At 42.1% G+C, this 22,333-nt stretch carries 26 protein-coding genes; 8 read left to right on the forward strand and 18 right to left on the reverse strand.

Annotated features, from left to right (window positions below):
• Positions 1–4: 4 nt before the first annotated feature.
• Genes truB through CRO16_RS02770 form a run of 4 tightly spaced genes read left to right on the forward strand, consistent with a single transcriptional unit; the run spans position 5 to position 2,719 of the window.
• Positions 5–709: a tRNA pseudouridine(55) synthase TruB gene (gene truB, locus CRO16_RS02755; RefSeq protein ID WP_097054807.1), complete on the forward strand. Its 705-nt coding sequence runs from the start codon at positions 5–7 to the stop codon at positions 707–709.
• Positions 710–711: 2 nt separating this feature from the next.
• Complete coding sequence (locus CRO16_RS02760; protein WP_097054808.1) at positions 712–1,437, forward strand: hypothetical protein; 726 nt, start codon at positions 712–714, stop codon at positions 1,435–1,437.
• Positions 1,437–2,018 (forward strand): DNA-3-methyladenine glycosylase I, encoded by a 582-nt coding sequence (locus CRO16_RS02765; RefSeq protein ID WP_097054809.1) that lies wholly within the window; start codon positions 1,437–1,439, stop codon positions 2,016–2,018. The genes CRO16_RS02760 and CRO16_RS02765 overlap by 1 nt, the downstream gene beginning before the upstream one ends.
• Positions 2,019–2,029: 11 nt before the next feature.
• Positions 2,030–2,719 (forward strand): DUF2490 domain-containing protein, encoded by a 690-nt coding sequence (locus CRO16_RS02770; RefSeq protein WP_097054810.1) that lies wholly within the window; start codon positions 2,030–2,032, stop codon positions 2,717–2,719.
• On the opposite strand, the gene aat is transcribed toward CRO16_RS02770, so the two are convergent.
• The 3 genes from aat to CRO16_RS02785 form a co-directional block, all read right to left on the reverse strand.
• A complete protein-coding gene (gene aat / locus CRO16_RS02775) occupies positions 2,720–3,358 on the reverse strand; it encodes a leucyl/phenylalanyl-tRNA--protein transferase (protein ID WP_097054811.1) in 639 nt (212 codons plus the stop codon).
• 82 nt (positions 3,359–3,440) lie between these two features.
• On the reverse strand, positions 3,441–3,812 hold the full coding sequence (locus CRO16_RS02780; RefSeq protein ID WP_097054812.1) for a DUF3127 domain-containing protein: 372 nt from the start codon (positions 3,810–3,812) through the stop codon (positions 3,441–3,443).
• 1 nt (position 3,813) lies between these two features.
• A complete protein-coding gene (locus CRO16_RS02785; RefSeq protein WP_097054813.1) occupies positions 3,814–4,692 on the reverse strand; it encodes a flavin reductase family protein in 879 nt (292 codons plus the stop codon).
• 111 nt (positions 4,693–4,803) lie between these two features.
• On the opposite strand from CRO16_RS02785, the gene CRO16_RS02790 reads away from it, so the two are divergent.
• Complete coding sequence (locus CRO16_RS02790; protein WP_097054814.1) at positions 4,804–5,964, forward strand: sensor histidine kinase; 1,161 nt, start codon at positions 4,804–4,806, stop codon at positions 5,962–5,964.
• On the opposite strand, the gene CRO16_RS02795 is transcribed toward CRO16_RS02790, so the two are convergent.
• From CRO16_RS02795 to greA, 3 genes are all read right to left on the reverse strand, one after another.
• Positions 5,948–6,358, reverse strand: coding sequence for an acyl-CoA thioesterase (locus tag CRO16_RS02795; protein WP_097054815.1), 411 nt, complete (start codon positions 6,356–6,358; stop codon positions 5,948–5,950). The two genes, CRO16_RS02790 and CRO16_RS02795, sit on opposite strands and share 17 nt — an antisense overlap.
• Positions 6,358–6,747 carry an HIT family protein gene (locus CRO16_RS02800; protein WP_097055755.1) on the reverse strand — a complete coding sequence of 130 codons (390 nt, stop codon included), beginning with the start codon at positions 6,745–6,747 and terminating at the stop codon, positions 6,358–6,360. Before CRO16_RS02800 ends, CRO16_RS02795 begins: the two co-directional genes overlap by 1 nt.
• A 102-nt stretch (positions 6,748–6,849) precedes the next feature.
• Entirely contained in the window at positions 6,850–7,326 is a 477-nt protein-coding gene (greA, locus tag CRO16_RS02805) for a transcription elongation factor GreA (RefSeq protein WP_097054816.1), read from the reverse strand.
• A 114-nt stretch (positions 7,327–7,440) separates the two neighbouring features.
• Here greA and CRO16_RS02810 point away from each other — a divergent pair, with 114 nt between their 5' ends.
• Positions 7,441–7,869 (forward strand): Rieske (2Fe-2S) protein, encoded by a 429-nt coding sequence (locus CRO16_RS02810; protein WP_097054817.1) that lies wholly within the window; start codon positions 7,441–7,443, stop codon positions 7,867–7,869.
• A 78-nt stretch (positions 7,870–7,947) separates the two neighbouring features.
• Here CRO16_RS02810 and CRO16_RS02815 read toward each other — a convergent pair whose 3' ends face one another.
• Positions 7,948–10,305 (reverse strand): TonB-dependent receptor, encoded by a 2,358-nt coding sequence (locus CRO16_RS02815; RefSeq protein ID WP_097054818.1) that lies wholly within the window; start codon positions 10,303–10,305, stop codon positions 7,948–7,950.
• A gap of 296 nt (positions 10,306–10,601) precedes the next feature.
• On the opposite strand from CRO16_RS02815, the gene CRO16_RS02820 reads away from it, so the two are divergent.
• A complete protein-coding gene (locus CRO16_RS02820) occupies positions 10,602–13,016 on the forward strand; it encodes a response regulator (protein WP_097054819.1) in 2,415 nt (804 codons plus the stop codon).
• On the opposite strand, the gene CRO16_RS02825 is transcribed toward CRO16_RS02820, so the two are convergent.
• The 10 genes from CRO16_RS02825 to CRO16_RS02870 form a co-directional block, all read right to left on the reverse strand.
• Positions 13,006–14,349, reverse strand: coding sequence for a sigma-54-dependent transcriptional regulator (locus CRO16_RS02825; RefSeq protein WP_097054820.1), 1,344 nt, complete (start codon positions 14,347–14,349; stop codon positions 13,006–13,008). The two genes, CRO16_RS02820 and CRO16_RS02825, sit on opposite strands and share 11 nt — an antisense overlap.
• A gap of 275 nt (positions 14,350–14,624) precedes the next feature.
• Complete coding sequence (locus tag CRO16_RS02830) at positions 14,625–14,978, reverse strand: hypothetical protein (protein ID WP_097054821.1); 354 nt, start codon at positions 14,976–14,978, stop codon at positions 14,625–14,627.
• A 195-nt stretch (positions 14,979–15,173) separates the two neighbouring features.
• Positions 15,174–15,575 carry an alternative ribosome rescue aminoacyl-tRNA hydrolase ArfB gene (arfB, locus tag CRO16_RS02835; RefSeq protein WP_097054822.1) on the reverse strand — a complete coding sequence of 134 codons (402 nt, stop codon included), beginning with the start codon at positions 15,573–15,575 and terminating at the stop codon, positions 15,174–15,176.
• Positions 15,576–17,126 (reverse strand): DUF4301 family protein, encoded by a 1,551-nt coding sequence (locus CRO16_RS02840; protein ID WP_097054823.1) that lies wholly within the window; start codon positions 17,124–17,126, stop codon positions 15,576–15,578.
• Positions 17,116–17,694, reverse strand: a complete 579-nt coding sequence (locus CRO16_RS02845) for an AAA family ATPase (protein WP_097054824.1) — start codon at positions 17,692–17,694, stop codon at positions 17,116–17,118. Before CRO16_RS02845 ends, CRO16_RS02840 begins: the two co-directional genes overlap by 11 nt.
• Complete coding sequence (pnuC, locus tag CRO16_RS02850) at positions 17,652–18,287, reverse strand: nicotinamide riboside transporter PnuC (protein ID WP_097054825.1); 636 nt, start codon at positions 18,285–18,287, stop codon at positions 17,652–17,654. Before pnuC ends, CRO16_RS02845 begins: the two co-directional genes overlap by 43 nt.
• Complete coding sequence (locus tag CRO16_RS02855; protein WP_097054826.1) at positions 18,271–18,531, reverse strand: YkoF family thiamine/hydroxymethylpyrimidine-binding protein; 261 nt, start codon at positions 18,529–18,531, stop codon at positions 18,271–18,273. The genes pnuC and CRO16_RS02855 overlap by 17 nt, the downstream gene beginning before the upstream one ends.
• Before the next feature lie 155 nt (positions 18,532–18,686).
• Complete coding sequence (locus CRO16_RS02860; protein ID WP_097054827.1) at positions 18,687–19,028, reverse strand: hypothetical protein; 342 nt, start codon at positions 19,026–19,028, stop codon at positions 18,687–18,689.
• Between the two features lie 177 nt (positions 19,029–19,205).
• Complete coding sequence (locus CRO16_RS02865) at positions 19,206–19,910, reverse strand: geranylgeranylglyceryl/heptaprenylglyceryl phosphate synthase (RefSeq protein ID WP_097054828.1); 705 nt, start codon at positions 19,908–19,910, stop codon at positions 19,206–19,208.
• On the reverse strand, positions 19,910–20,554 hold the full coding sequence (locus CRO16_RS02870; RefSeq protein WP_097054829.1) for a 4'-phosphopantetheinyl transferase family protein: 645 nt from the start codon (positions 20,552–20,554) through the stop codon (positions 19,910–19,912). Before CRO16_RS02870 ends, CRO16_RS02865 begins: the two co-directional genes overlap by 1 nt.
• 62 nt (positions 20,555–20,616) lie before the next feature.
• Between CRO16_RS02870 and ahcY the strand changes: the two genes are divergently transcribed.
• Positions 20,617–21,933, forward strand: coding sequence for an adenosylhomocysteinase (gene ahcY / locus CRO16_RS02875; RefSeq protein ID WP_097054830.1), 1,317 nt, complete (start codon positions 20,617–20,619; stop codon positions 21,931–21,933).
• A 109-nt stretch (positions 21,934–22,042) separates the two neighbouring features.
• Here ahcY and CRO16_RS02880 read toward each other — a convergent pair whose 3' ends face one another.
• Positions 22,043–22,258 carry a putative signal transducing protein gene (locus CRO16_RS02880; RefSeq protein WP_097054831.1) on the reverse strand — a complete coding sequence of 72 codons (216 nt, stop codon included), beginning with the start codon at positions 22,256–22,258 and terminating at the stop codon, positions 22,043–22,045.
• Between the last annotated feature and the right edge of the window lie 75 nt (positions 22,259–22,333).

Here is a 22,333-nt window from a genome sequence, read left to right on the forward strand (position 1 = left end):
AGCTATGACTGAAGAAGATTTTAAAGCCGGACAAATTCTCCTATTCGACAAGCCGCCGGATTGGACCTCCTTCCAGCTGGTGAATAAGGTTAGATGGCTTATAAAAAGAAACTTCAGGATCAAAAAGATCAAGGTGGGCCATGCAGGCACTTTAGATCCGCTTGCTTCAGGTTTGCTCATCCTTTGTACCGGGAAGTCAACTAAACTTATTGAAAGCCTTCAGGGACAGGAAAAGGAGTACACCGGCACTTTCACACTTGGCGCCACAACCCCATCCTACGATATGGAAACCGAAGTTGACCGGGAATTCCCTGTAGATCATATCACTTCGGAAGATATTCATCACGCTACAAAGGCTTTTTCAGGAGATATTCAGCAGCAGCCACCTGTTTTTTCAGCATTAAAAAAAGACGGAAAAAGACTGTACGAATACGCCCGAAGCGGGGAAGAAGTGCACATCCCTACCCGAACGGTAAATATTTCAGAATTTGAGATCACCAAAGTAGAGCTTCCAAAAGTGCATTTTAGAGTGGTGTGCAGCAAAGGCACTTATATTCGCAGCCTGGCACATGACTTCGGAAAGGAATTAGGCAGCGGCGCATATCTATCGTCCCTGCGGCGCACCCGCATTGGAGAATACCGGATTGAAGATGCTTTAAGTATAGATTCTTTTGAAAATGAGTATCTTTCGCGGGAAGAAGAGACTTAAAAATGGACTTTTTTGACCGACATAAGGCGCTGATCATTACCGTTCTTATCTTTTCGATATTGATCCTGTCCATGTACAACATTAATATCTCTAACGAGTCAAAAAAGATTAGGGAAACGCTTATAGAACTCAACGACTTGCGTCCCGAACCTCTTCCGGAAGAGCAACCTCAACCAGAAGATCCCGAACCGCCGACCCCGCAACCTCCAAGGCCTGCTTTTGAAACCCACCAGGCTTACAACCAAAACCAACAGGAAAGTAAAAGCAATGTGGAATCGCGGTTGGAAGAGATCTTTGAAAAAAATGCTGCCCAACAGGAAGCTTCCGAAGAAGAGGCAAATAGAACCTCAGAAGGAAATGTGGTTGTAAACAGCAATAAAGAACAGCGTAAACAGAAAGCTTCCGAAGGAGATAACACAACTAAGGAAACATCGGTTAAAAAAGGCAGCATGCGGAATAGTTCCATTTCATTTTCTCTGACCGGCCGCACTGCTGTTGATATTCCCAATCCTATTTACACCTGTGACAGATCGGGAAAAGTAGTTATAAACATCACTGTGAATGCCTTGGGAAATGTTTTAAAAACATCTGTCAACAAAGCGGCATCAACTACCAGCAATGAATGTTTGACCGATATGGCACAGGAATATGCTATTAAAGCACGCTTTTCAAGGCAGCCCGGCAGAGATTCTCAACCCGGAACTATAACCTACAATTTTCAGAATTAATGGAGACAAAGATCCGATGTGGCTGGTGTGTGGGAGATAAGCTTTATGAAGCTTATCACGACCTGGAGTGGGGAGTACCTTTAAAAGATGATGCCGCTATTTTTGAATTTTTGACCCTGGAGACTTTTCAGGCGGGATTAAGCTGGATCACTGTGCTTCGGAAAAGGGAAAATTTCAGAAAGGCTTTTGACAATTTTGATTATCAAAAGATCGCTGAATATTCCGAAGAAAAAACAGAAGCCCTCATGCAGGACAGCGGGATTATAAGAAACCGGTTGAAGATCCTGGCTACCGTGTCCAATTCACAGGCATTTATGAAAGTGCAACAGGAATTTGGATCTTTTGCTCGGTACATTTGGGGTTTTGTGGATAACAATCCTTTGCAGAACAGTTGGAAGACCCTAAGTGAAGTACCGGCAACCACAGCAATTAGCGATGCTTTAAGCAAGGACCTCAAAAAAAGAGGATTTAAATTTGTTGGTTCTACGGTAATGTATGCACACATGCAGGCAACAGGAATGGTCAACGACCACGTTATCGGTTGCTTCAGGCATCTGGAAGTAAAACAAAAATCTCAATAAACTAAAATAAGATGGCCCAAAAATGGCTTTTTTCGACCTTCTTTTTAGCAGCTGCTTTTTTTGGCAGCGTGAATACCGCAACTGCACAATCCACCCCCAGATCCTTTTTATGGGAACCTGAATTTTCTGTAGATCTTCCTTCAGATAACAAATGGGGTTTTAGTTTTGGCATTGCTAACCGCTACCTTTTTGAGAGTCGGCTTGATGGCGAGCAGATCAATGAAAATGAGCAACAACATTTTGAAGTAAACCAATTTACTTCATATAAAACCGGTGAAAATTCTTCGGTAGCTCTTGGATTTCGGTACAGGTTTCGGGAGACATTTAATGACAGCCGGCATGATGAATTCAGGATGATTCAGCAATTTGGTTATAAACACAGAGGTACATTTTTAACCCCCGCACATCGGTTTAGATTTGAACAAAGATTCAGAGAGAATACCATTTTTAGGTTACGCTATCGAATTGGCATCTCACAACCACTGGGAGAAGACTTTGCAGCAGGCCTTTCCACCGAATTTCTTTATAGCATGATCAAAGACTTTAAACCTGAAGCCGATCAACGGTATACTATTAAATTTGAGAATTCTTCAATTAAGAATCTAGAGCTTAGTGCAGGAGTGGAATTGAGAAGAGAAGATTATGCCGGCGCTCCTACCAGTGAGATCTATATTCTCTCGGGTATAAATTTGCAGCTTTAATTATTTCAAAAATTTCAGGAATTCTGTCCGGGATATTTCTTCGGCACCAAGACTCTCCAGGTGCGGAGTATAGATCTGGCAGTCAATGATTCTAAGATCCTCCTCCTGCAGCTTTTGAACCAGGTGAATAAAACCATACTTAGAAGCATTGCTCACTTTGGCAAACATACTTTCGCCGCAAAAGATCTTCTTTTCCTTTAGATAAATTCCGTAGAGCCCTCCAACCAGCTCCTCTCCCTGCCATACTTCGACAGATCGTGCCACCCCCATTTCATGCAATTGCAGGTATGCCTGCTTCATTTCGTTGGTAATCCAGGTTCCGTTTTGCCCGTCTCTTTTAATGTTAGCACAATGATCAACCACTTCGGAAAAAGCTTTGTCAAAAGTGACCTTAAAAACCTCTTTTTTCAGAAGCTGTTTCATACTCCCGGAAATTTTCAGGTTTTCGGGGAACAGGACCATTCTGGGATCGGGGCTCCACCACAGCACAGGCTGGGAGCTGTCATACCAGGGAAAGATTCCGCGGGAATAGGCATCGAGCAAACGTTGAGGAGAAAGACCACCTCCAACGGCCAGCAAACCCTCTTCGGAAGCTTCTTCTATTGAAGGAAATGGATCATTGGGGCTTAAAAATTGCAAAACCTGATGCTTTGTTTGAAGTGTGAAAAATATAAAAAGCCCGACACTTTTAGCGACGGGCTTTCATTTTTAGTTTTGTTTTTTAGAATGGGAGATCGTCGTAATCTTCATCATTCAGGTCTTTTGCAGGCTCAAATTGATCTGCAGGAGGTACAGGTCCGCCACCCTGACTTTGAGCGGCAAGATTCTCGATTCTCCACCCTTGGATAGAGTTGAAATACTTTGTTTCTCCCTGTGGATTCACCCACTCTCTTCCGTGTAGATTCACCCCGATCTTCACCGGCTGCCCTACCGAAAAATTGTTCAAAAGATCACATTTGTCCTGAACAAATTCCACCATGATATGCTGAGGATATTGCTCCTCTGTGGTTACCACTACCTCTCTTTTTCTAAACCCATTGCTCCCAAAGGTCTGGGTATCTCCAATCATCTTAATCTTACCTTGTACTTCCATGCTATACGTTTTTTGCTAATAATATTTTCCAGGCAGTCCCCGGATCGTCGTTCTCTAAATATCTTTTTGCTTTCAGGTGGATCTTTTCTTCGTTATTCTCCCTGATCAAATCAGAAAGCTCTCCATTTCCATCTAAAAGTTTCTTTACTTCTTCTGCCGTTGGTAATTTTTCAACATTCCCAAGCCTGCCAAGGTCATTTCCCGTTAGGTACTTACTGTTCCTGATCTCTTCGGCAATAGAATCAATCCCAATTCCCAACGTCTGCAACGGTTTTGGCACCTCGAACATTCCTGGAGTAGCCCGGGTGTACCAGTTGCCTCCCATACGCGCTACGAGGTCGATTTTATGCTGATCAATATAACCATTTTCGTCTAAAATATCTTCGCGGATATGCATTTTTAGCACCTCACAAATCACTAAATTTCCGGCACCGCCTTCTTCCCCTAATTCCACTACTTCATTGATCCTGCATTCAAATTGTACCGGAGATTCTTTAACTCTGAAAGGCCTTACCACTTCAGACCGCAACATCGTAAAACCTGCTTTTTTGAATTCGTTCACTCCTTCGGCATATTCTGTACTGGAAAGCGAGACCTGCTGCACCATATCATAGTTCACCACGTTGATTACCACCTCCCCTGTTGCTTTCACATTGTTGTAGGTATGTTTCACGGTATTATCCCTTCCCCTTCTCGCAGGAGAAAAAATAAGAATAGGCGGATTCGCACTAAAAACATTAAAGAAACTAAATGGCGATAAATTTGGCCTGCCCTGCTCATCAAGAGTACTTGCAAAAGCAATAGGCCTTGGACCCACCGCACCTAAAAGGTACTGGTGCATCTGTGAAACAGGTATTTCTTTGGGATCTATGGTTAACATTCTGAAGATTTTGACAAAGGTAACGAAACAGGCAGGACATGAAAAATTCACTGCACAATAAAAATAGGACTAAAACGCTTATATTTATTCGCATTTAAAGCTTTGCCCCTAATGAGGTTTTCAGAAAAACGGAACTTTCGTCGTTGGTTTATCATAGTTTCCTCCCTCATCATTGTTTCCCTCATTATTTGGAATGCAATCGCTTTTTTTCAGCGGATCAAGGAGGAGGAAAGGATAAAGATGAACATCTGGGCCTCGGCACAGGTTTATCTTGACCAGGTCGATACAGACACCGGGCTTGATCTATATCTCGAGATCATCAACAGCAACTCCAGTATTCCTACCATTCTGGTCGATGAGAACGGAAATATTGTTGATGCCATGAATATTCCTGAAGAGATATTATCTGAAGAGCAAAAACTTCAGGAATACCTCAGCAGTCTTAAAAATACCAACGAACCCATAGAAATGGACCTGGGAGAAGGAAGGGTCAATAAGGTCTATTATGGAAATTCCCCCATGCTTACCAAACTAAAATATTACCCCCTTGCCCTCATCCTCATTATCATTCTTTTTATCGCGGTAGTTTATTTTTTCTATAAAACCACCCGCTCCAGCGAACAGAATAAATTATGGGCGGGAATGGCTAAAGAAACAGCCCATCAAATTGGAACTCCCCTTTCTTCATTAATTGGATGGACAGAAATTTTAAAAAGTGAAAATGTCAATCCTTCTTACATTCTGGAGATCCAGAAAGATGTTGACCGGCTAAAAACAATAACAGAACGATTTTCAAAAATAGGTTCTGCCCCTACTTTGGAGCCTGAAGATATCGTGGAAAAAACGCGGGAATCTTTTGATTACCTTAAAGCCAGGAGTTCCAAGCTGGTAAAATTTCACCTCGAATTGCCGGAGGATAAAATCCTTGTGAACATGAATGCGCAGTTGTACAGCTGGACCATTGAAAACCTGGTGAAGAACGCTATAGATGCCATGCGCGGTAAAGGAGAACTTAAGCTGAAATTGACCCAGGATGGCAAAAATATCCATCTTTTTGTCAGCGATACCGGAAAAGGAATTCCAAAAAGCAAGTATAAGCAGATCTTTGAACCGGGCTATACCACCAAAAAACGCGGGTGGGGCCTTGGTCTCTCCCTTGCCCGCAGGATCATAGAAAGATACCACAGCGGCAGGATCAGAGTGCTAAAAAGCGAGATCAACAAAGGAACTACCATCGAGATCCAGCTTCACAAGGCTAATACTGCTGCATAACCTCTTTAAGTTCCGGCGGAATAGGCAGGGCCTTATCTATACCGAAGTCGAAGAACACTGCAATATCCCTTCCTTCTGCACATACTTCTCCTTTTTCATTCAGAATAAGCTGATCCAGGCCAAAACTGCTGTTCTTAATGTAAGCCAGTTTGGTTTTTACGGTAGCTGTACCGGGATAAAAAAGCGATTTTTTGAAGTCGCAGTGGGTAGAAACTAAGATGGCGCCTTTATTAGATTCTGCGAACAATTTTGCCAGACCGGCGGCTTCCCAAAAGTTCACCCGTCCCGATTGTAGAAACCTGATAAAAGTGAGGTTGTTCACGTGACGGTACATATCCAGATCGCTAAAATCTATACGCAGGTCCAGTGAAAGCTTATATTCTGTAATATCCACTAAATATTTGCCTTTATGTCTTTGGCAATCTGTTCGAATTCTTCTTCAGAAAAAGGAACACTGTTCGCAAAGTTCATATCTCCCATATTATTCAGCGGAATAAGGTGAACATGCACGTGCGGCACTTCGAGCCCAACCACGGCCATTCCAACCCGCTTACAGGAAATCGCTTTTTCAAGACCTTTGGCCACTTTTCGGGAGAAGGCCATAAGACCGATATAAGTCTCTTCATCAAGGTCAAAGATCTTGTTTACCTCCTCCTTGGGAATACAAAGGGTGTGGCCTTTTGTGTTGGGGCGGATATCCAAAAAAGCTAAAAATCTATCGTCTTCAGCGACTTTATAGGCGGGAATCTCTCCGTTGATGATCTTTGTAAAAAGTGTTGGCATAGCATTGAATTTTTGAAGTAACAAGTTAAGATTTTCAGCTTAAAACCTAAGCAAAAAAAATCCCTTCCGAAGAAAGGATCTTTATAATGCATTTTTGAGTCTCTAGTCACGGGTGATCTCCAGGATCTCGAATTGAATGGTTCCTGAAGGCACCTGCACTTCAGCAATTTCCCCAACTTTCTTTCCTAAAAGGCCTTTGCCTATAGGACTATCTACAGATATTTTTCCCGATTTTAAATCGGCTTCACTTTGGGCAACAAGTTTGTATTTAACCTCAGCCTTATTAGTAAGGTTCTTGATCTTTACTGTTGAATGTACCAGTGCTTTTGATGTATCCAATTGAGTTTCATCAATAAGACGGGCATTAGCAAAAACTTCTTCCATTTTTGCAATTTTCATCTCAAGAAGGCCCTGCGCCTCTTTGGCTGCATCATATTCGGCATTCTCACTAAGGTCTCCTTTATCACGCGCTTCGGCAATAGCCTGGGAAGCTTTTGGCCGCTCCACGTCTCTCAGGTGGTTAAGTTCATCCCTGAGCTTTTTTAGACCATCGGCGGTATAATATGATACTTTACTCATAATTTAGTCGTTTATATAAATAGAAAAAATCCCATTCGTCGACGGGATTTACACAAATATAGTAAATTAAAATCTCCAGTACAATTATATCTCTTAGCTTTGAAAAAACCTTTTATGAAGCAATTTTTTGCCCTTTTTCTCCTGATTTTTACTTTTTTGGGATGTTCATCAGATGATGATCTTCGCCGCAACCCTTACCTGCCTCACCTCAACTTTTCAGTAAATTTTGATCTAAGCCTTCCTGAATATAATCAACTCAATTTCCCGGGAAATAAATTTGTTACCCGCAATTACGGCATCAATGGAATTGTGATCTTCAACCTCAACAATGACCAGTACATGGCTTTTGAACTCACAGACCCTAACCACGTTCCGCAGCCCTGCTCTACCCTTACTGTGGAAGGAACCGAAGCTGTTTGCTCCTGTGGGGATGGCAATAAGTACACTATTATTACAGGACAACAAATAGCCGGGGAAGGAGAATATTCTCTAAAACCTTACCGGGTGGAAAGGGTTGGCAATGTACTGCGGGTATCAAATTAAAGAGACAAGAATTTTACAGCATTAAAAAAGGCATTTTAGAGAGGTTTCTAAAATGCTTTTTTTAATGCTCTTATAATTTTAAAATTTAAGCGTCACACCCACCAGGAAATTGCGGGTTGCCTGCGGATAGTAGCCTGCACCTTCATAGGTTGTTCCATCCCAGTCATAGGTGTAGTAGTACCCGTTTGACACATATTCTTCACTAAAGATATTGTTGATCAATCCTGTGAAAACTACAGTTTCAAATAATGGTGCATTTCTCCAGGTGTATTGCACGTTAAGATCATGTACCCAGTAATCTTCGAGTAAAGCTGCTTCATTTTCAAGGTTGCTCATATACTGCTCCCCTACATATTTTGTAAGGAATTTAAGCTCCAGACCATCAACAGGTCTGTATTCCAGGATATTTCCGGCAACAATATCCGGCGAATAGGAAATATCGGTTTTTCCGAAGTTAATAAGCTCCCCGTCCCAAGGTGCAAACCACTCATCATTTTTGTTACGGCTGATGGCAATATTCGGTCGCCAGCTGAACTTGGGATGCAACATCACCACGGCATCCAGCTCCAACCCTAACCGGTAGCTGTTACCGCTGTTCCTCCTTATTGGAGATCCTACATCATTAAGTTCACCAGTGAGGACAAGTTGATTGCGGTAATCCATGTAATAAATATTGGAATTCAGCTGAAATTTTTCTGAAGCATATCTCCAGCCTAATTCATAGTCGTTCAATTCTTCGGGTTCGGGATTTCCAGCTTCGTAATCGGTTCTGTTCGGCTCCCGGTGTGCTCTGGCGAAGGAGAAGTAAAGGCGGCCGGCTTTAGAAAATCTATAAGTTAATCCGGCTTTTGGATTAAAAAAGGTGTGAGCATCATCAACAATAAAAGGCACATTTTCTTCCTCTACCCCATCCACTTCGTAGTGAATTCTTCTTAGTTGAAGATCTCCATAAAGGCTCAGTTTTTCGGAAACCTCCACGGTGGCTTTAGAAAAGACATTAAAATCGCTTTTTTGGGACTGGTTGTCATAGTAATGCTGCAGGGGCAAAGTGGGGGCAAAGCGCGCATGGATGATCTCCCCAAAATGATCTCCTTCATAATTATTCCAGGCACCTCCGGCTATTACTTCGAGACCCTCCTGTTGATATTGCACATTAAATGTTGTTCCATAAAAGTCGTTCACCAGCCATTTTTTGGTCACCAGGTCACTTTCTGTGATCTCTTCTCCATTTGCTGTAAAAGGTTCGATCCCGTACTCCAGGAGATCCTCTCCGGCACGATACGACTCATAGAAACCTCTGCCGTAAGTGTAATGAAGAGCAAGATTTGAAGACCATCCTTTGTCATACCGCTCATTCCACAGCAACTGGAAATGATCCTGCTTATAATCATCAACATGGTTATCGTAAAATGCTAAATTTCCATCCTCATCTTCATAAGCTCCCGCCGGATTGAACCTGCGATTCTCCTTTAATTGGTCTGCATCTATCCCATCCCAGGCCTGGTACGTGACTTCGCTCCCACCAAAGGTTAGCGCTTTGATGAGGCTGGTCTCCCCAACGTAGGACCCTTGAAAAAAATAGGATTTTAGATCGGTGGAGGCCCGGTCTATGTATCCGTCGCTTTTGATGACAGAAGCCCTTCCGGAAAACTCCCAGTGATCATCAAAGATCCCGGTACTGAATTTTACCGTATGCTTTCGGGTATTATAAGACCCAAAGCTGTTGGCAATCTCTGCGGAAGGTTCGTAACTATACCTGTCTGTAAGTATATTTAAACTGGCTCCAAAGGCACCGGCACCATTGGTTGAAGTACCTACTCCCCGCTGAAGCTGCAGATTCTCTACCGAAGATGCAAAATCTCCCAGGTTTACCCAAAAGGTACCCTGGCTTTCGGCGTCATTATAAGGCACCCCGTTGATCGTTACATTGATGCCCCGGGATTCGGTTCCCCGCACGCGAATGCTGCTGTAGCCAATACCGGCTCCGGCATCGCTGGTCATCACAACTCCGGGCAGGTATTGCATCAAAGCCGGAATATCCTGGCCAAGGTTACGATCTTCGATCTCCTCATTGCTCAGATTACTGAAGGTGATAGGAGAATCGGCAGTAACACGAACAGCCGAAAGGAATACCTCATTAAGCACCTCCTGCGCGTCACTCATGTCTACGTTTAAGATCATATCTTCAGAAAGATCAATGCTGATCCTTTTTTGATTTCCGAAGGAAAAGATTAGCTGGTACTCTCCTTCTTCAAGTTGAAGAGCGTATTTTCCCGCGGAATCTGTTTGGGTAAATTCTGAGCTTTTTTCTACCCTCACCAAAACTCCGGAAAGTGGCGAATTCCCATCTGTCACAATACCTGAAACCTGAAATTCCTGTGAAAAGCCGTTTAGGGCAAAAAAGAAAAAACTAAATAGTAAAAAGACATTTTTCATTCGTAATACATTGTTACGAATAAAAGGGGCGGTTATTCTGTAGTTTATAAAATAAAAAATCCTGAAAACCACAAGCGGTTAACAGGAGTACTATACTTAGTGGGTGCAAATTTTGCACCTTTCCCTTGGCAGCATTACCTGCCCAGGTTCCTTGGGTATGATCTCAGCTTTCTCCTGTTTTCACAGGCGTTAGCACCCCTTTGAGATGACGCAAAGTTAAATGCTTTTTTTCGATTTAACCTAAATTTTCACGGATTAGATTTTAAAGCATATATTTTTATAATTTCAATTCATCTATGGCTAAGAAAAGATCCTCCCTAACATTTACGGTTTTTGCCGGGTATCTGGTACTTGCGGCTTTAATGGGCTTAGCTGTTTGGTTCATTTATAACCAGGTGATCAATTACACCACCATGACCGAAAGGAATACCATGGGAAACCAAAAGCTATTGCTGGTGGGGGAAGCAGCAACAAAATTGTATGAGGCGGAAAGCCTGAGCCGGCAATTGATACAAACCGGAAATCTAGAAGGGCTTGAAGGCTATACGGCCAAAATTGATTCTATAAAAACCACTCTGGCTTCTTTACAGGATTACAGGACAGATAGTTCCCTTGACAGCGAGATTGACAGTATCAATGTCCTGTTATCCCAAAAATCCAGGAATCTAAAGGAACTCCTGGAGCTGCGGGCAAGAGGAGAAACAGATAGCTATTACGCGCGGGTTCTGGATGAATTAAAACGCGTAGACGAAAATTTTGAAACTCAGGATTACAACCGGCGTTTCCGGGATATGGCTCCGCACCAACGGCAGCTGCTAATCAAACTTTTAAATTACGCCAACGAACAAAATCCCGAACCGCCTGCTATCACTGTAGATTCGCTGGTGAATTCGGTAAAAACGGTTTTGGGCCAGCTGGAGACGCAGGAAAGAAGATATAGAATGGCATTAAAGGAACAGGAAGACCAGCTCCTGACCAATGAGATCCAGCTAAACAACAGACTGAGGGGGCTACTCTCAACCCTTGAAACCGAAGAAAGATTGAATTCAATTAATCAGGTGGAAGCCTGGCAGGATACTATTGAAGAAACATCAAAGATCATCATATTTCTTGGCGCAGCCAGCCTGCTGGTCATTCTCACCTTCGTTTTCCTGGTCACCCAGGATGTAATAAAAAGCCAGCGGTACAGATTAGAACTGGAGAGGGCAAAAAATTATGCCGAAAGTTTATTGAAGAGTCGCGAACAATTCATGAATACTGTTACTCATGATCTGCGATCTCCACTTAATTCTGTTATTGGTTACACGGGTCTGCTGGAAAAGAGCAATCTCAACAAATCCCAGAACCGCTACCTCGCCCAGTTAAAAAGATCTTCAGATTATCTCCTCCACCTGGTAAATGACCTCCTGGATCTGTCCCGTTTAGAGGCCGGAAAAATGACTGTAGAAGAACTGGCTTTTAATCCGAAGAATCTTATTGAAGAAACTGTTGAAAATGCAGTACCACCCGAAAAACCCAGAGAGGTAGAAGTGTTAGTCAATGTTTCTGACGACCTGGACACGAGGGTGATCACAGATCCATTTAGAATAAAACAAATCCTCACTAATCTGGTGAGCAACGCCTGTAAATTTACACCCAGGGGAAGTGTGGAAGTTAAAGCATGGCTAAGACAGGCAAAACACAACCCTGTACTCTGCATCGAGGTAAAAGATACCGGAATTGGAATATCTGAAGCCCAGAAGGAAAAAGTTTTTGAAGAATTTTCCCAGGAAGACAGCAGCATCGAAAAACGATATGGCGGAACAGGACTGGGGCTGGCAATCAGTAAAAAAATCACCGATTTACTCCAGGGGAGGATAAGCCTGGAAAGTGAGGTAGGACATGGCAGTACTTTTCTTCTGGAGATTCCTGTGGCTTACGCAGAAAATAACCATGCGCCGGCAGTAGAGCCCCGCCTTCAGTTAAAAGATGCCGCAGGTAAGAAGGTACTTATAGTTGATGATGAACCTGCACAATTAGGGCTGCTTAAGGAACTCATTAAAAGTACCGGAATGAACTACCAAACTGCTCACAATGGAAAAGCAGCTTTAAAAATAATTAAAAATCAACGCCCCGATCTCATTCTTACAGATATCCAGATGCCAAAAATGGATGGTTTTGAACTCCTGAGGACCATTAGAGAGGATCTAAAGCTAAAGGATCTACCTGTTATTGCCCTTTCTGGCCAGCCAGATGTTAGTGCTTCAGATTATCTTCAATCAGGTTTTAGCGGAAGCCTTCTAAAGCCGTATTCTTCTCAAAAACTATTACAGATCATTAGTGATTTGCTCCACTTGCAATTACAAAAAGAACCTGCATCCCAACCTGCAGCAATGGATCTTAACAAAGGCTATTCTTTAAGCGAGATCAAAAATTTTGCGGGTGAAGATCCAGAGGCCATGAATGCTATTTTAACAGCCTTTATTACCAGCACCCGAAGCAATTTAGAGGCTTTGGAACTCGCGAGTAAAAAAGGTGCAAAAAAGAAGGTTTCTGCCGTTGCTCACAAAATGCTTCCTATGTTCAGACAATTAAAGGTGCCCCATCTCATCCAAAAACTGGTGACCCTTGAAAATGCCAACGGAAAAGAAAAAGGAAAGGTGGATGTACAGGTCTTTGTTGCCGAAGTTGATGAACTTCTTAGAAAATTGGAACAGGAAATTACAGATTAATACCGTACTGTTTTAACTTGTTGTAAAGTGTCTTACGATCAATGGACAGCAATCTTGCAGCCTTACTTTTATTCCCATGAGTTTTTTCCAAAGCATCAAGAATCAACTCCTGTTCATTTTTGTTCTTAAAAAGGCTGTAATTTTCTTCAGGTTTTGATTCATGCCTTGCCGAAAGCACTTCTGAAGGCAGACAGGCTGAGGATATATATTCTCCTTCAGAAAGAAGTACTGCGCGCTTTACCACATTCTTTAGCTCCCGTAAGTTCCCTGGCCAATGGTAGGCTTTAAATGCCGCAATTGTTTTTTCTGAAAACCCCGAAAGGTCTTTTTCAAGCTCCTTATTCGCGCTATCCAGAAAATAATTGGCAAAGATCATTAAATCCTCCTCCCGGTCCTTTAGTGCAGGAACTTTAATGGAAAATTCATTTAACCGGTGATATAGATCTTCCCGGAATTCTCCTTTTTTGACAGCTTCAAAGAGGTCTTCATTTGTAGCGGCGATCACCCGAATGTTTACATGTATCTCCTCATTGCTGCCCACAGGTTTGATCTTGCGTTCCTGTAAAGCCCGAAGTAACTGAACCTGCAGTTCATAATTAAGATTCCCTATTTCATCCAAAAATAGAGTTCCTCCATTGGCAGCTTCAAAATGTCCGGTTTTATTGTTTACAGCTCCTGTAAAAGATCCTTTTACGTGCCCAAAAAATTCGCTGGAAGCCAGCTCCCTGGGAATTGCGCCGCAATCCACAGCGACAAACGGGGCTGCACTACGTTTGCTCTTATCGTGAATGCTTTTTGCTATCTGCTCCTTTCCGGTTCCGCTTTCACCCATAATAAGCACAGACATATTGGTAGGGGCGACAAGATCAATGTAATTATTGAGCTTGGCAGAAGCTTCACTGGCACCTTTGATATAGGTATCAGCAGTAGTTTTTTCAGCTTTTTTGGAAATCAAAGGTTTGGAAGGACTTTGTTCCTTTTTAAGGGCCTCATTTATTGCCTTCATGATCACTTCAGGATGGAAAGGCTTGGCGATATAATCCAAAGCGCCTTCTTTTATTGCATTTACAGCCATACTGATTTCCGCATAGCTGGTCATCATGATCACCCCCGTTCTCTCACCTTTCTTATTGACAGCCTGCAGGATCTCTAAACCTTCCTTATCGGGTAATCGAACATCAGAAATAACCACGTCATACCTGTTTTTCCCGACGAGGCTAAGAGCTTCTGTTGCAGTATAGACGGCATCCACTTCACACTCCTTTTTAAGGAGGAAAGTTTTAAGCATGGTGCAAAAAGCAACGTCATCTTCAACTAAAAGAATTTTAGCCATAGGTATTTCTTAAGTATTGACAAAATTAGAACTTTAAACAGCTTTACAAACAAAAAATAAGCATAAAAAAAGGGAGCTATAAATATTAGCTCCCTCTTTCAATTCACCATTACGGTGTAATTAAATTCCGTTTTTTCAGATCTCCTGGATTGCTCCCTGCTTTGAACCTTGTTAGGACTGGTTAAGCTTAGGAAAATACTACTCTCTAATAACACATGTTCCTATGAAGAGGTCTGCCACCGGGAGTCGGTATCTCCCATTAACGGTGGAAAGGATTACTGGTTTACTTCATCCTTTTTTTCTTTATCGATCCAGTTTCCCTGTGCATCTGCATGAAGCTCTTTTTCCTCTCCTTCGGCAGTTGTAACCTTAAGTTTGAATTCCTGCTCTCCTTCTGTTTCTTTTACATAAGCTTCAGCAATTGTAGCTCCCGCAAAATCCCGTTCAACGGCCTGTTGAACTTCTGCAGGTAATTCCTGAATTTCAATTTGAAGATAATCATCCTGCGCTCTTTGCTCAACAGTTTCTTCAACTTCTACCTGTGCCTGCGCAACTTCCTGGGCAGATAAAGTTTGGGCAGAAAATAACATCGCTGATGCGGCTACTACGGTAAGGCAAATCTTTTTCATAATTTAATTTTTAAGTGACTTGGTTTATTTTTTATTTGGTTCTATGTCTACTATAGAAAAAAATGCGCCAGACTGAACCAAAAAAAGAAAGGCCTTATTTTCAGGGCCTTTAAAGAAGTAGCAGAATTTTATTTTGTGGGATTTATGTAGTATTCCCCAATTTTTCTGTAGAATTTTTCCTCACAAAATGATATCCTATTTGAGCGGATCTTTCCTCGCAGCCTTTTTTTCGGAAAGCTGTTTCTTTTCCCTAAGCCTTTTAAATTTTGCGGCTTTGGGAGTTTTGGTTTTTTTTCGGGGTTTAGGTTTTACCAGGGAAGTTTTAATAAGATCTACAAACCGTTGAGTTACGAGCTCTTTATTTTTATGCTGACTGCGGGATTCATCGCACTGAAGGATCAATTCTCCTGAATTTGTAAGGCGGGAGCTGAGTTTCTTCAACGCCCGCTGCTTTTCCTCTTCGTTCAAGGCTTGAGATTCCTGAAGCTTAAAATGAAGTTCCACCTTTGAAGATACCTTGTTCACATTTTGTCCCCCGGCACCCGAACTTCTTACCGCTTTATATTCGGCTTCCTGTATGAGTTGTTTTTCATCCACCTATTTAACCTGGTGTGAAGGTTTGAGAAGATCTGCAACGGTTTTTACAGGATTAAAGGTTTCAACCGGAACTTCCACAAAAATGGTATTCCACCTGGCCATACCTCCGTTCCATAATCCGGGGAGCTCCAGGGCCTTTAGTTCCTTCCCGTCCCTGGTTTTGTTCGCAATGAAACTTGTCTCCTCATCCACATACTCGTGCAGATCGAATTTATTTCCGCGGAAGTCTTTAAACGAACAAACCACATCAACCGGATTAAAATGTGTTGCTTCCTGGGCGATCTTACTCTGCTGATAATTATCGTGATCAATTTGGGAGCTTTCTACGATCTGCAGGGAAACTTCACCATTCTTGTGAGTAACCCAAAAAGGTCCGCCTCCCGGTTCGCCTTCATTTTTTACCATTCCGCAGACGCGTAAAGGCCTGTTCAGTAATTTCTGTAGAGCCTCAATTTTCTCTTCTTTTTTAAGCTCTTCAAAATTGATATTTGATCCTGCGTTGAGATCTTTCTGAAGAAACTGTTCCATTTCCTGAAGTTCATCACTTCCCGCACCTTCTTCAAGTTTCTCTAAATAATTAAAGGTCTTCTCCTGCAACTGCAGTAGTTTGCCTCCCAACATCTTTTTATAGGTGGCGAGCAACTCCCTGTTTCGGGGAATGACAACATTATCTATATTCTTTATAAAAATTAAATCGGCTTCCTGTTTGTTCAAATTTTGGATTAGTGCTCCATGTCCTCCCGGCCTAAAAAAGATCTCTCCATTTTCATCTCTAAAGGGTTCATCCTCTAAAGTAACGGCAACAGTATCTGTTTTTGGATCCTGATAGGAATAACTGACTTCAAAAATGTTTTCCGTCTCCTTTTCCAGCCGGGGAATAACCTTTTCGGCTTCCTCTTCAAATTTTTCCCGGTGTTCTTCAGCAACTGTAAAATGCACCCTGACTTCTCCATTAACAGAAGCATAATCTACAGCTTCTACAAGATGTTCTTCAAAAGCAGTAGCAAGGTGATCTTCATATCTATGAAAAGGCACCAGCCCTTTTGGCTGATTTCCCAGATCCAGCCCATCCTCCTCCAGCATATATTTTACGAACAGGTAATCTTTCCTGTCCTGGGGTAGTTCATCAAATCCAGATGTGGCTTCTGTGGCTCTTTGCATTACTTCCTTATAGAACGGAAGATCTTTAAGCCGGCCAAAGAATCTTTCCAGGCTCTGGTCATTCTTTCGATCGATATAGTCTTCCAGAGATTCATTTTCGGGATCGAATTCATCCAGCAATTGATAAAAAGCTTTAAACATCCTTGTTGCAGCCCCCGAAGCCGGAACGAACTTTAGGATATCCACCTCATCCTGCCGGGCCTCAAAAAATTTGAGGAGTTCCTCCCTTTCCTCTTCAGAAATCGAAAGAATGCCGTTTCTTACTGTGGCTGCCTCTCTAATATTTACAAAGACGTTACCTTTTTTAAAGATCCCTATTTGCTGTTCTACTTTTTCGGGAGTAATTCCCTTATTCCGGATCTGAATGATATCCTTTTCGCTAAAGCTCAATTTTCTGAATTTTTAGTTCTTCGATAATTTTTACGGCCGTTTCAAAGCGTTGCTGCAAATTTCCCTGCAACAACCGGTACGGCAAATCATTTTTTTCAAGGGTAGATTTGAATCTGTCAAACATTTGATCCCTTTGCAGGGGCCGGTCACGCAGATCATCTTCCACCCAGGGAACGTCAATATACGTTAAAAAATAAAGATCATATTGTGCCTTTAACGCAGGTTTAAGAAGGCTGGGGTCAACAATTTCGTCATAGTAGGCACGGGAATAAACCACCAGTTCAAGAAGATTGGTGTCACAAAAAAGAAGTTCATCAGCCTTAGCAGCCATCTTGTTTTCGAGAGCCATTTGTCCTACTGCAATAGGTAAAAGATCATGAGGTTCACAGCTTTTTTGCTCTTTATCCCACTTTACCTGGAGATATTCGCGCATGTATTCGGGAACCCACCTTGTATTAAAGTGTTCCGCAAGCATTTGTGCCAGGGTGGTCTTGCCGGTAGATTCCGGTCCAAAAAGTACAATTTTCAGGAGGTTACGTGACCTCCGCTGCTCAAGCTTCGCTTCCATGTTTTATATCCGTAAACGGCTATTATTGTAAATAGCAGGTATTGCAGACTTGTAAAAGTAAGACCTTTATAAAAATAAAGTGGAACTGAGATCACATCCCCTATGATCCAATAGATCCAGTTCTCAAGTTTCTTCCGGGCCATGAGCCACATTCCTACGAAGAAAATTGCAGTGGTCACCGTATCAACATAAGCGGTCCAGCTATTCCATTTATCGAAATAATCATAGACACCAAATGTAAAAGCCATGGTAGCTATAAAAATTATGAAGCTCCAAAAATGCCCTTTCTGAGTGGTCTTTGTAATAGGGATAAAGTGCACGGCATCTACTTTTCTGGTCCAAACATACCAGCCGTAGATACTCATGGTAGAATAGTAAAAATTGATCATCATGTCTCCCAGTAATTCCCACTGCCAAAGTAAATAGACAAAAATGACAGTACTAATGATGCCCGTGGGATATACCAGGATATTTTCCTGTTTGGAATACCAAACGGAAAGGAATCCAAAGATCACCGCAATGATCTCGAGTATAATGTAAAGAGTAGGATAATCTGAATACTGCTGAAAAAAGAAATCAAAAATCGGCTGCATAGTCGCTTCGGTTTCCTTTCACCAGTTTTATGGTTAAGATCACATGATCTGTTGCCTGAAATGCCTCCTTTACCTCTTCGGTGAGAAACTCCATGATCTTGTCATAATCTCCATAGATCTGGGTACTCAAAGGATTTTCCATTACGGTTAATCCCGAACTTCTCAACTTTTTAATAAAAGCTTTAACAGGAGCTTCAAAATCATCCTGCAAGGGGGTAAGTGCAAGTTCTGCTGAAATCTGCATAAATTGTTTTTTTCAAAGGTAAAAGAATCAGCCGGAAACTTGCAGAAATATTAAAAACCGGAATTTTAAGCAAGAAAAAAGGCCTTCCAGTTTCCTGGAAGACCTTTCTAAACCCCTAAACCGGAAAACCCATCTTTAGAAGTTTGTTTAATTTGTTATTCCAGATCACTGTCAACTTTCTGTACCCAGTTCCCCTGAGCATCTGCAAAAAGGTCCTTCTCTTCTCCTTCCGGCGTACTTAGTACAAGTTTATAAGTTACTACCCCATCTTTTTCGGAAGAATAAACTTCAGAAAGTGTGGCCCCCTCGTAATCTTTTTTTAAGGCCTGACGCACTTCCTGTGGCAGATCCTGCTCTTTGATCTGAGTATATACTGTTTGTTGTTCTTCAACAAATGGAGTTTCACTTTCTGAATTTTCGTAGACCTGGGCGTTGGCAGTTCCTACTGTGCAAAACATCACTCCAGCAATTGCTGCGGTAAAAAATATTCTTTTCATGATCAATTATTTTAGTAATGGTTATAACAGAATAATTGAAATAATTGGACCGGATTGGATGAGAAAGCTTAAAAGCCTCACCACGTAAGGATTTAATTCAGAAACAACTGAAATTTTTTAAGGGTAAAAAATGAGATTTTCCCCAACTTCTGTGGAAACTTACCACAAAAAAGCCTGTTACAAAGTCAGACCTTGTTCAAACGCAGTCCCAATCACCACCAGATCTGCACCCGCGTTCCAGGCTGCCTCTAATTGTTGGGCATTTCTGATGCCGCCACCCACGATAAGCGAAATCTGTGTTGCCTCCTTTACTACTGAAATTATTTTGGGATCTACAGGATGAATAGCTCCGCTGCCGGCTTCGAGGTAAATGAGTTGCTTTCCTGAATACTTTCCTGCCAGGGCTGTATCCACGATATATTCGGGGTCTTGTTGACATAAAGGTGCAGTTGCACTCACCCGTTGCACCGCACATTCCCTTCCGCCATCGATGAGCAAATAACCGGTGGGAATGATTTCAAGACCGCTATTTTTCAGTAAAGCCACAGACCTCACCTGCTGACCAATGAGATATTCAGGATTTCTGCCCGAGAGCAGGCTGAGAAATAGTAGCGCATCTGCAGAATTGGATATCTGCTGATGATCTCCCGGAAACAGAACCAGAGGCAGGGAAGTTTCAGCTTTTATGGCTTTAACACAGCTCTCCATTTCGTTGGAAGTCACTGTGCTTCCTCCAATAAAAATATGTGTGGTAAAAGATGGTAGCTCCTGCAGAAAATCTTTAGCCGTCTCAGGATCAAATTTTTCAGGATCTATCAGTACAGCCAGTTGTTTTTTTCCGGCTTTTTCGGCTTCAAGTAGATTCCGCAGCACGTGCCTCATCAAGCAGGGGTTTCTACTTTTCTAAGGGTATAAACACAGGTGAAGCCTTCAAATTCCAGAAATTCAAACTCATACCAACTCGTGTGGCCGTTGAAAGTGATCTTACCTGTTGTTCTGTGATCGTCAAAATCAAAATCGGTGATATTAATGTGTTGCAAAAAGCTCACTTTTGGCTGGGCGTATAATTTGTAAACTGCTTCTTTGGCGCCCCAAACTATGGTTAGTTTTCTTATCAGGGCATCGTTATTAGCCAATGTCCTGTATTCTTCTATTGGAGTGAATTTATGAGCTATCAACAGGATCTTTTCGCGCTGCATTTCAATATCGATCCCAACCTCCCGATCACTGACGATAATGCCCGAAAAGCTAAAGGAATGCGTTATGGAAATATATTTTCCATCTCTAAGATGTGGTTTACCCAGATCATCGTAATAAAGATCACGGTCTGTATATCCCTCTTGTGCAAGCAGATGCCGCACACTCAGGAATCCCCTCCTGTGGATATCACTTTTCATCCCTACAACTCTTTCCCGGCAAACATCGGTAAGCTCTATCCCCTCATTAAGTTCGTCAAAAGACTCTTCTATCTTCCAAATGAGGACATTAGTCGCGGGATTTATTGTTATTCTTTTGTAAAGGGGCATATATAACTCTTAGATATTCTGTATTTTTGCATTCTTGAAAATGCAAAATCAAAGATAATAATATGTCAACGAAAACGGTACCCTATACAAAGTATAAAGTAAAAGATATTTCCCTTGCAGAATGGGGAAGAAAAGAAATAGAACTGGCCGAGGCCGAAATGCCCGGGCTAATGGCTTTACGTGAGGAATATGGAGCAGAACAGCCTTTAAAAGGCGCCCGCATAGCAGGATGTCTTCACATGACCATCCAAACTGCAGTACTTATTGAAACTCTGGTTGCTCTTGGCGCAGAAGTTACATGGAGCTCCTGTAATATTTTCTCTACTCAGGACCAGGCCGCTGCGGCGATCGCTGCTGCAGGTATTCCGGTTTATGCGTGGAAAGGAATGAATGCAGAAGAATTTGACTGGTGTATCGAGCAAACGCTTTTCTTTGGAGAAGATCGTAAGCCGCTTAATATGATCCTTGACGATGGAGGAGATCTTACCAATATGGTGCTGGACAAATATCCTGAACTTGCCGAAGGTATAAAAGGTCTTTCGGAAGAAACCACTACAGGTGTTCACAGGCTTTATGAGCGAATGAAAAACGGAACACTTCCAATGCCTGCCATTAACGTAAACGACTCTGTTACCAAATCTAAATTCGACAACAAGTACGGGTGTAGAGAAAGTGCTGTAGATGCGATTCGTCGTGCGACAGATGTGATGCTGGCCGGCAAAAGAGTTGTGGTTTGTGGATACGGAGACGTTGGTAAAGGTACCGCTGCATCCTTTAGAGGTGCGGGATCTATTGTAACCGTTACCGAGATCGATCCAATTTGTGCACTACAGGCTGCCATGGACGGATTTGAAGTGAAGAAACTTGAAACTGTGCTTCCAAAGGCAGACATCGTGATCACCACTACCGGAAATAAAGATATCGTACGCGGGGAGCACTTTAAAGCAATGAAGGATAAGACCATTGTTGCCAATATTGGTCACTTCGATAACGAGATCCAGGTTGCGTGGTTAAATGAGAACTACGGAAATACCAAGAATGAGATCAAACCTCAGGTAGATAAATATACCATCGACGGAAAAGACATCATCCTTCTTGCTGAAGGTAGATTAGTTAATCTTGGATGTGCTACAGGTCACCCAAGTTTTGTAATGAGTAACTCCTTTACAAACCAAACCTTAGCGCAGATAGAGCTTTGGAAGAATACAGATCAATACGAGAATAAGGTTTATATGCTACCAAAACATCTTGATGAAAAAGTAGCTGCCCTTCACCTTGAGAAAATTGGGGTAGAGCTTACAGAGCTTTCACAGGAACAAGCCAAATATATTGGCGTAACTGTTGAAGGCCCGTTTAAACCTGAATATTATAGATACTAGATGTGAGATATGAGATTTGAGATGTGAAATTCTCATTGATCCTTATCCATTAAATACTATACCATTAAAATTCCTCTTCGAAAATGACATTTTTGGAGGGGAATTTTTATTAGAATCCGTGGGCTTTGAGTACAGCGAGAGCCTGCTCCTGTTGATCTTCGGGAACCTGAATGCGCATGCCGGTAATGCCGAGTCCAGCCAGACCAGCGGCACTATCTGTCGCCATATCCGGTGCCATATATTGGATATCATGCTCTTCCAGGAGATTACGGATTATTGCAATCTCTGAAGAATGAGTAGTATTAAAAATGGTAACGAATTTCATTTTCAGGAGTTTTAACGGATTTGCTTTTCAAGTTATAAAATCTTTGTAAGCATTCGACATAAAAAAACCTCCGGA

The sequence above is a fragment of the Salinimicrobium sediminis genome (assembly GCF_900215295.1).
GTDB classification, from domain to species: Bacteria; Bacteroidota; Bacteroidia; order Flavobacteriales; family Flavobacteriaceae; genus Salinimicrobium; species Salinimicrobium sediminis.

Bases quoted from the DNA above. Each gene is read 5' to 3' on its own strand.
- CRO16_RS02820 (WP_097054819.1), top strand. From the start codon at position 10,602: ATGGCTAAGAAAAGATCCTCCCTAACATTTACGGTTTTTGCCGGGTAT.
- pnuC (WP_097054825.1), bottom strand. From the start codon at position 18,287: ATGCAGCCGATTTTTGATTTCTTTTTTCAGCAGTATTCAGATTATCCT.
- CRO16_RS02870 (WP_097054829.1), bottom strand. From the start codon at position 20,554: ATGCCCCTTTACAAAAGAATAACAATAAATCCCGCGACTAATGTCCTC.
- CRO16_RS02785 (WP_097054813.1), bottom strand. From the start codon at position 4,692: ATGTTAACCATAGATCCCAAAGAAATACCTGTTTCACAGATGCACCAG.
- CRO16_RS02830 (WP_097054821.1), bottom strand. From the start codon at position 14,978: ATGAAAAAGATTTGCCTTACCGTAGTAGCCGCATCAGCGATGTTATTT.
- CRO16_RS02815 (WP_097054818.1), bottom strand. From the start codon at position 10,305: ATGAAAAATGTCTTTTTACTATTTAGTTTTTTCTTTTTTGCCCTAAAC.
- CRO16_RS02790 (WP_097054814.1), top strand. From the start codon at position 4,804: ATGAGGTTTTCAGAAAAACGGAACTTTCGTCGTTGGTTTATCATAGTT.
- CRO16_RS02760 (WP_097054808.1), top strand. From the start codon at position 712: ATGGACTTTTTTGACCGACATAAGGCGCTGATCATTACCGTTCTTATC.
- CRO16_RS02865 (WP_097054828.1), bottom strand. From the start codon at position 19,910: ATGAGGCACGTGCTGCGGAATCTACTTGAAGCCGAAAAAGCCGGAAAA.
- truB (WP_097054807.1), top strand. From the start codon at position 5: ATGACTGAAGAAGATTTTAAAGCCGGACAAATTCTCCTATTCGACAAG.
- CRO16_RS02780 (WP_097054812.1), bottom strand. From the start codon at position 3,812: ATGGAAGTACAAGGTAAGATTAAGATGATTGGAGATACCCAGACCTTT.
- CRO16_RS02880 (WP_097054831.1), bottom strand. From the start codon at position 22,258: ATGAAATTCGTTACCATTTTTAATACTACTCATTCTTCAGAGATTGCA.
- CRO16_RS02845 (WP_097054824.1), bottom strand. From the start codon at position 17,694: ATGGAAGCGAAGCTTGAGCAGCGGAGGTCACGTAACCTCCTGAAAATT.
- CRO16_RS02800 (WP_097055755.1), bottom strand. From the start codon at position 6,747: ATGCCAACACTTTTTACAAAGATCATCAACGGAGAGATTCCCGCCTAT.
- CRO16_RS02810 (WP_097054817.1), top strand. From the start codon at position 7,441: ATGAAGCAATTTTTTGCCCTTTTTCTCCTGATTTTTACTTTTTTGGGA.
- CRO16_RS02765 (WP_097054809.1), top strand. From the start codon at position 1,437: ATGGAGACAAAGATCCGATGTGGCTGGTGTGTGGGAGATAAGCTTTAT.
- CRO16_RS02825 (WP_097054820.1), bottom strand. From the start codon at position 14,349: ATGGCTAAAATTCTTTTAGTTGAAGATGACGTTGCTTTTTGCACCATG.
- CRO16_RS02770 (WP_097054810.1), top strand. From the start codon at position 2,030: ATGGCCCAAAAATGGCTTTTTTCGACCTTCTTTTTAGCAGCTGCTTTT.
- CRO16_RS02860 (WP_097054827.1), bottom strand. From the start codon at position 19,028: ATGAAAAGAATATTTTTTACCGCAGCAATTGCTGGAGTGATGTTTTGC.
- CRO16_RS02855 (WP_097054826.1), bottom strand. From the start codon at position 18,531: ATGCAGATTTCAGCAGAACTTGCACTTACCCCCTTGCAGGATGATTTT.
- greA (WP_097054816.1), bottom strand. From the start codon at position 7,326: ATGAGTAAAGTATCATATTATACCGCCGATGGTCTAAAAAAGCTCAGG.
- ahcY (WP_097054830.1), top strand. From the start codon at position 20,617: ATGTCAACGAAAACGGTACCCTATACAAAGTATAAAGTAAAAGATATT.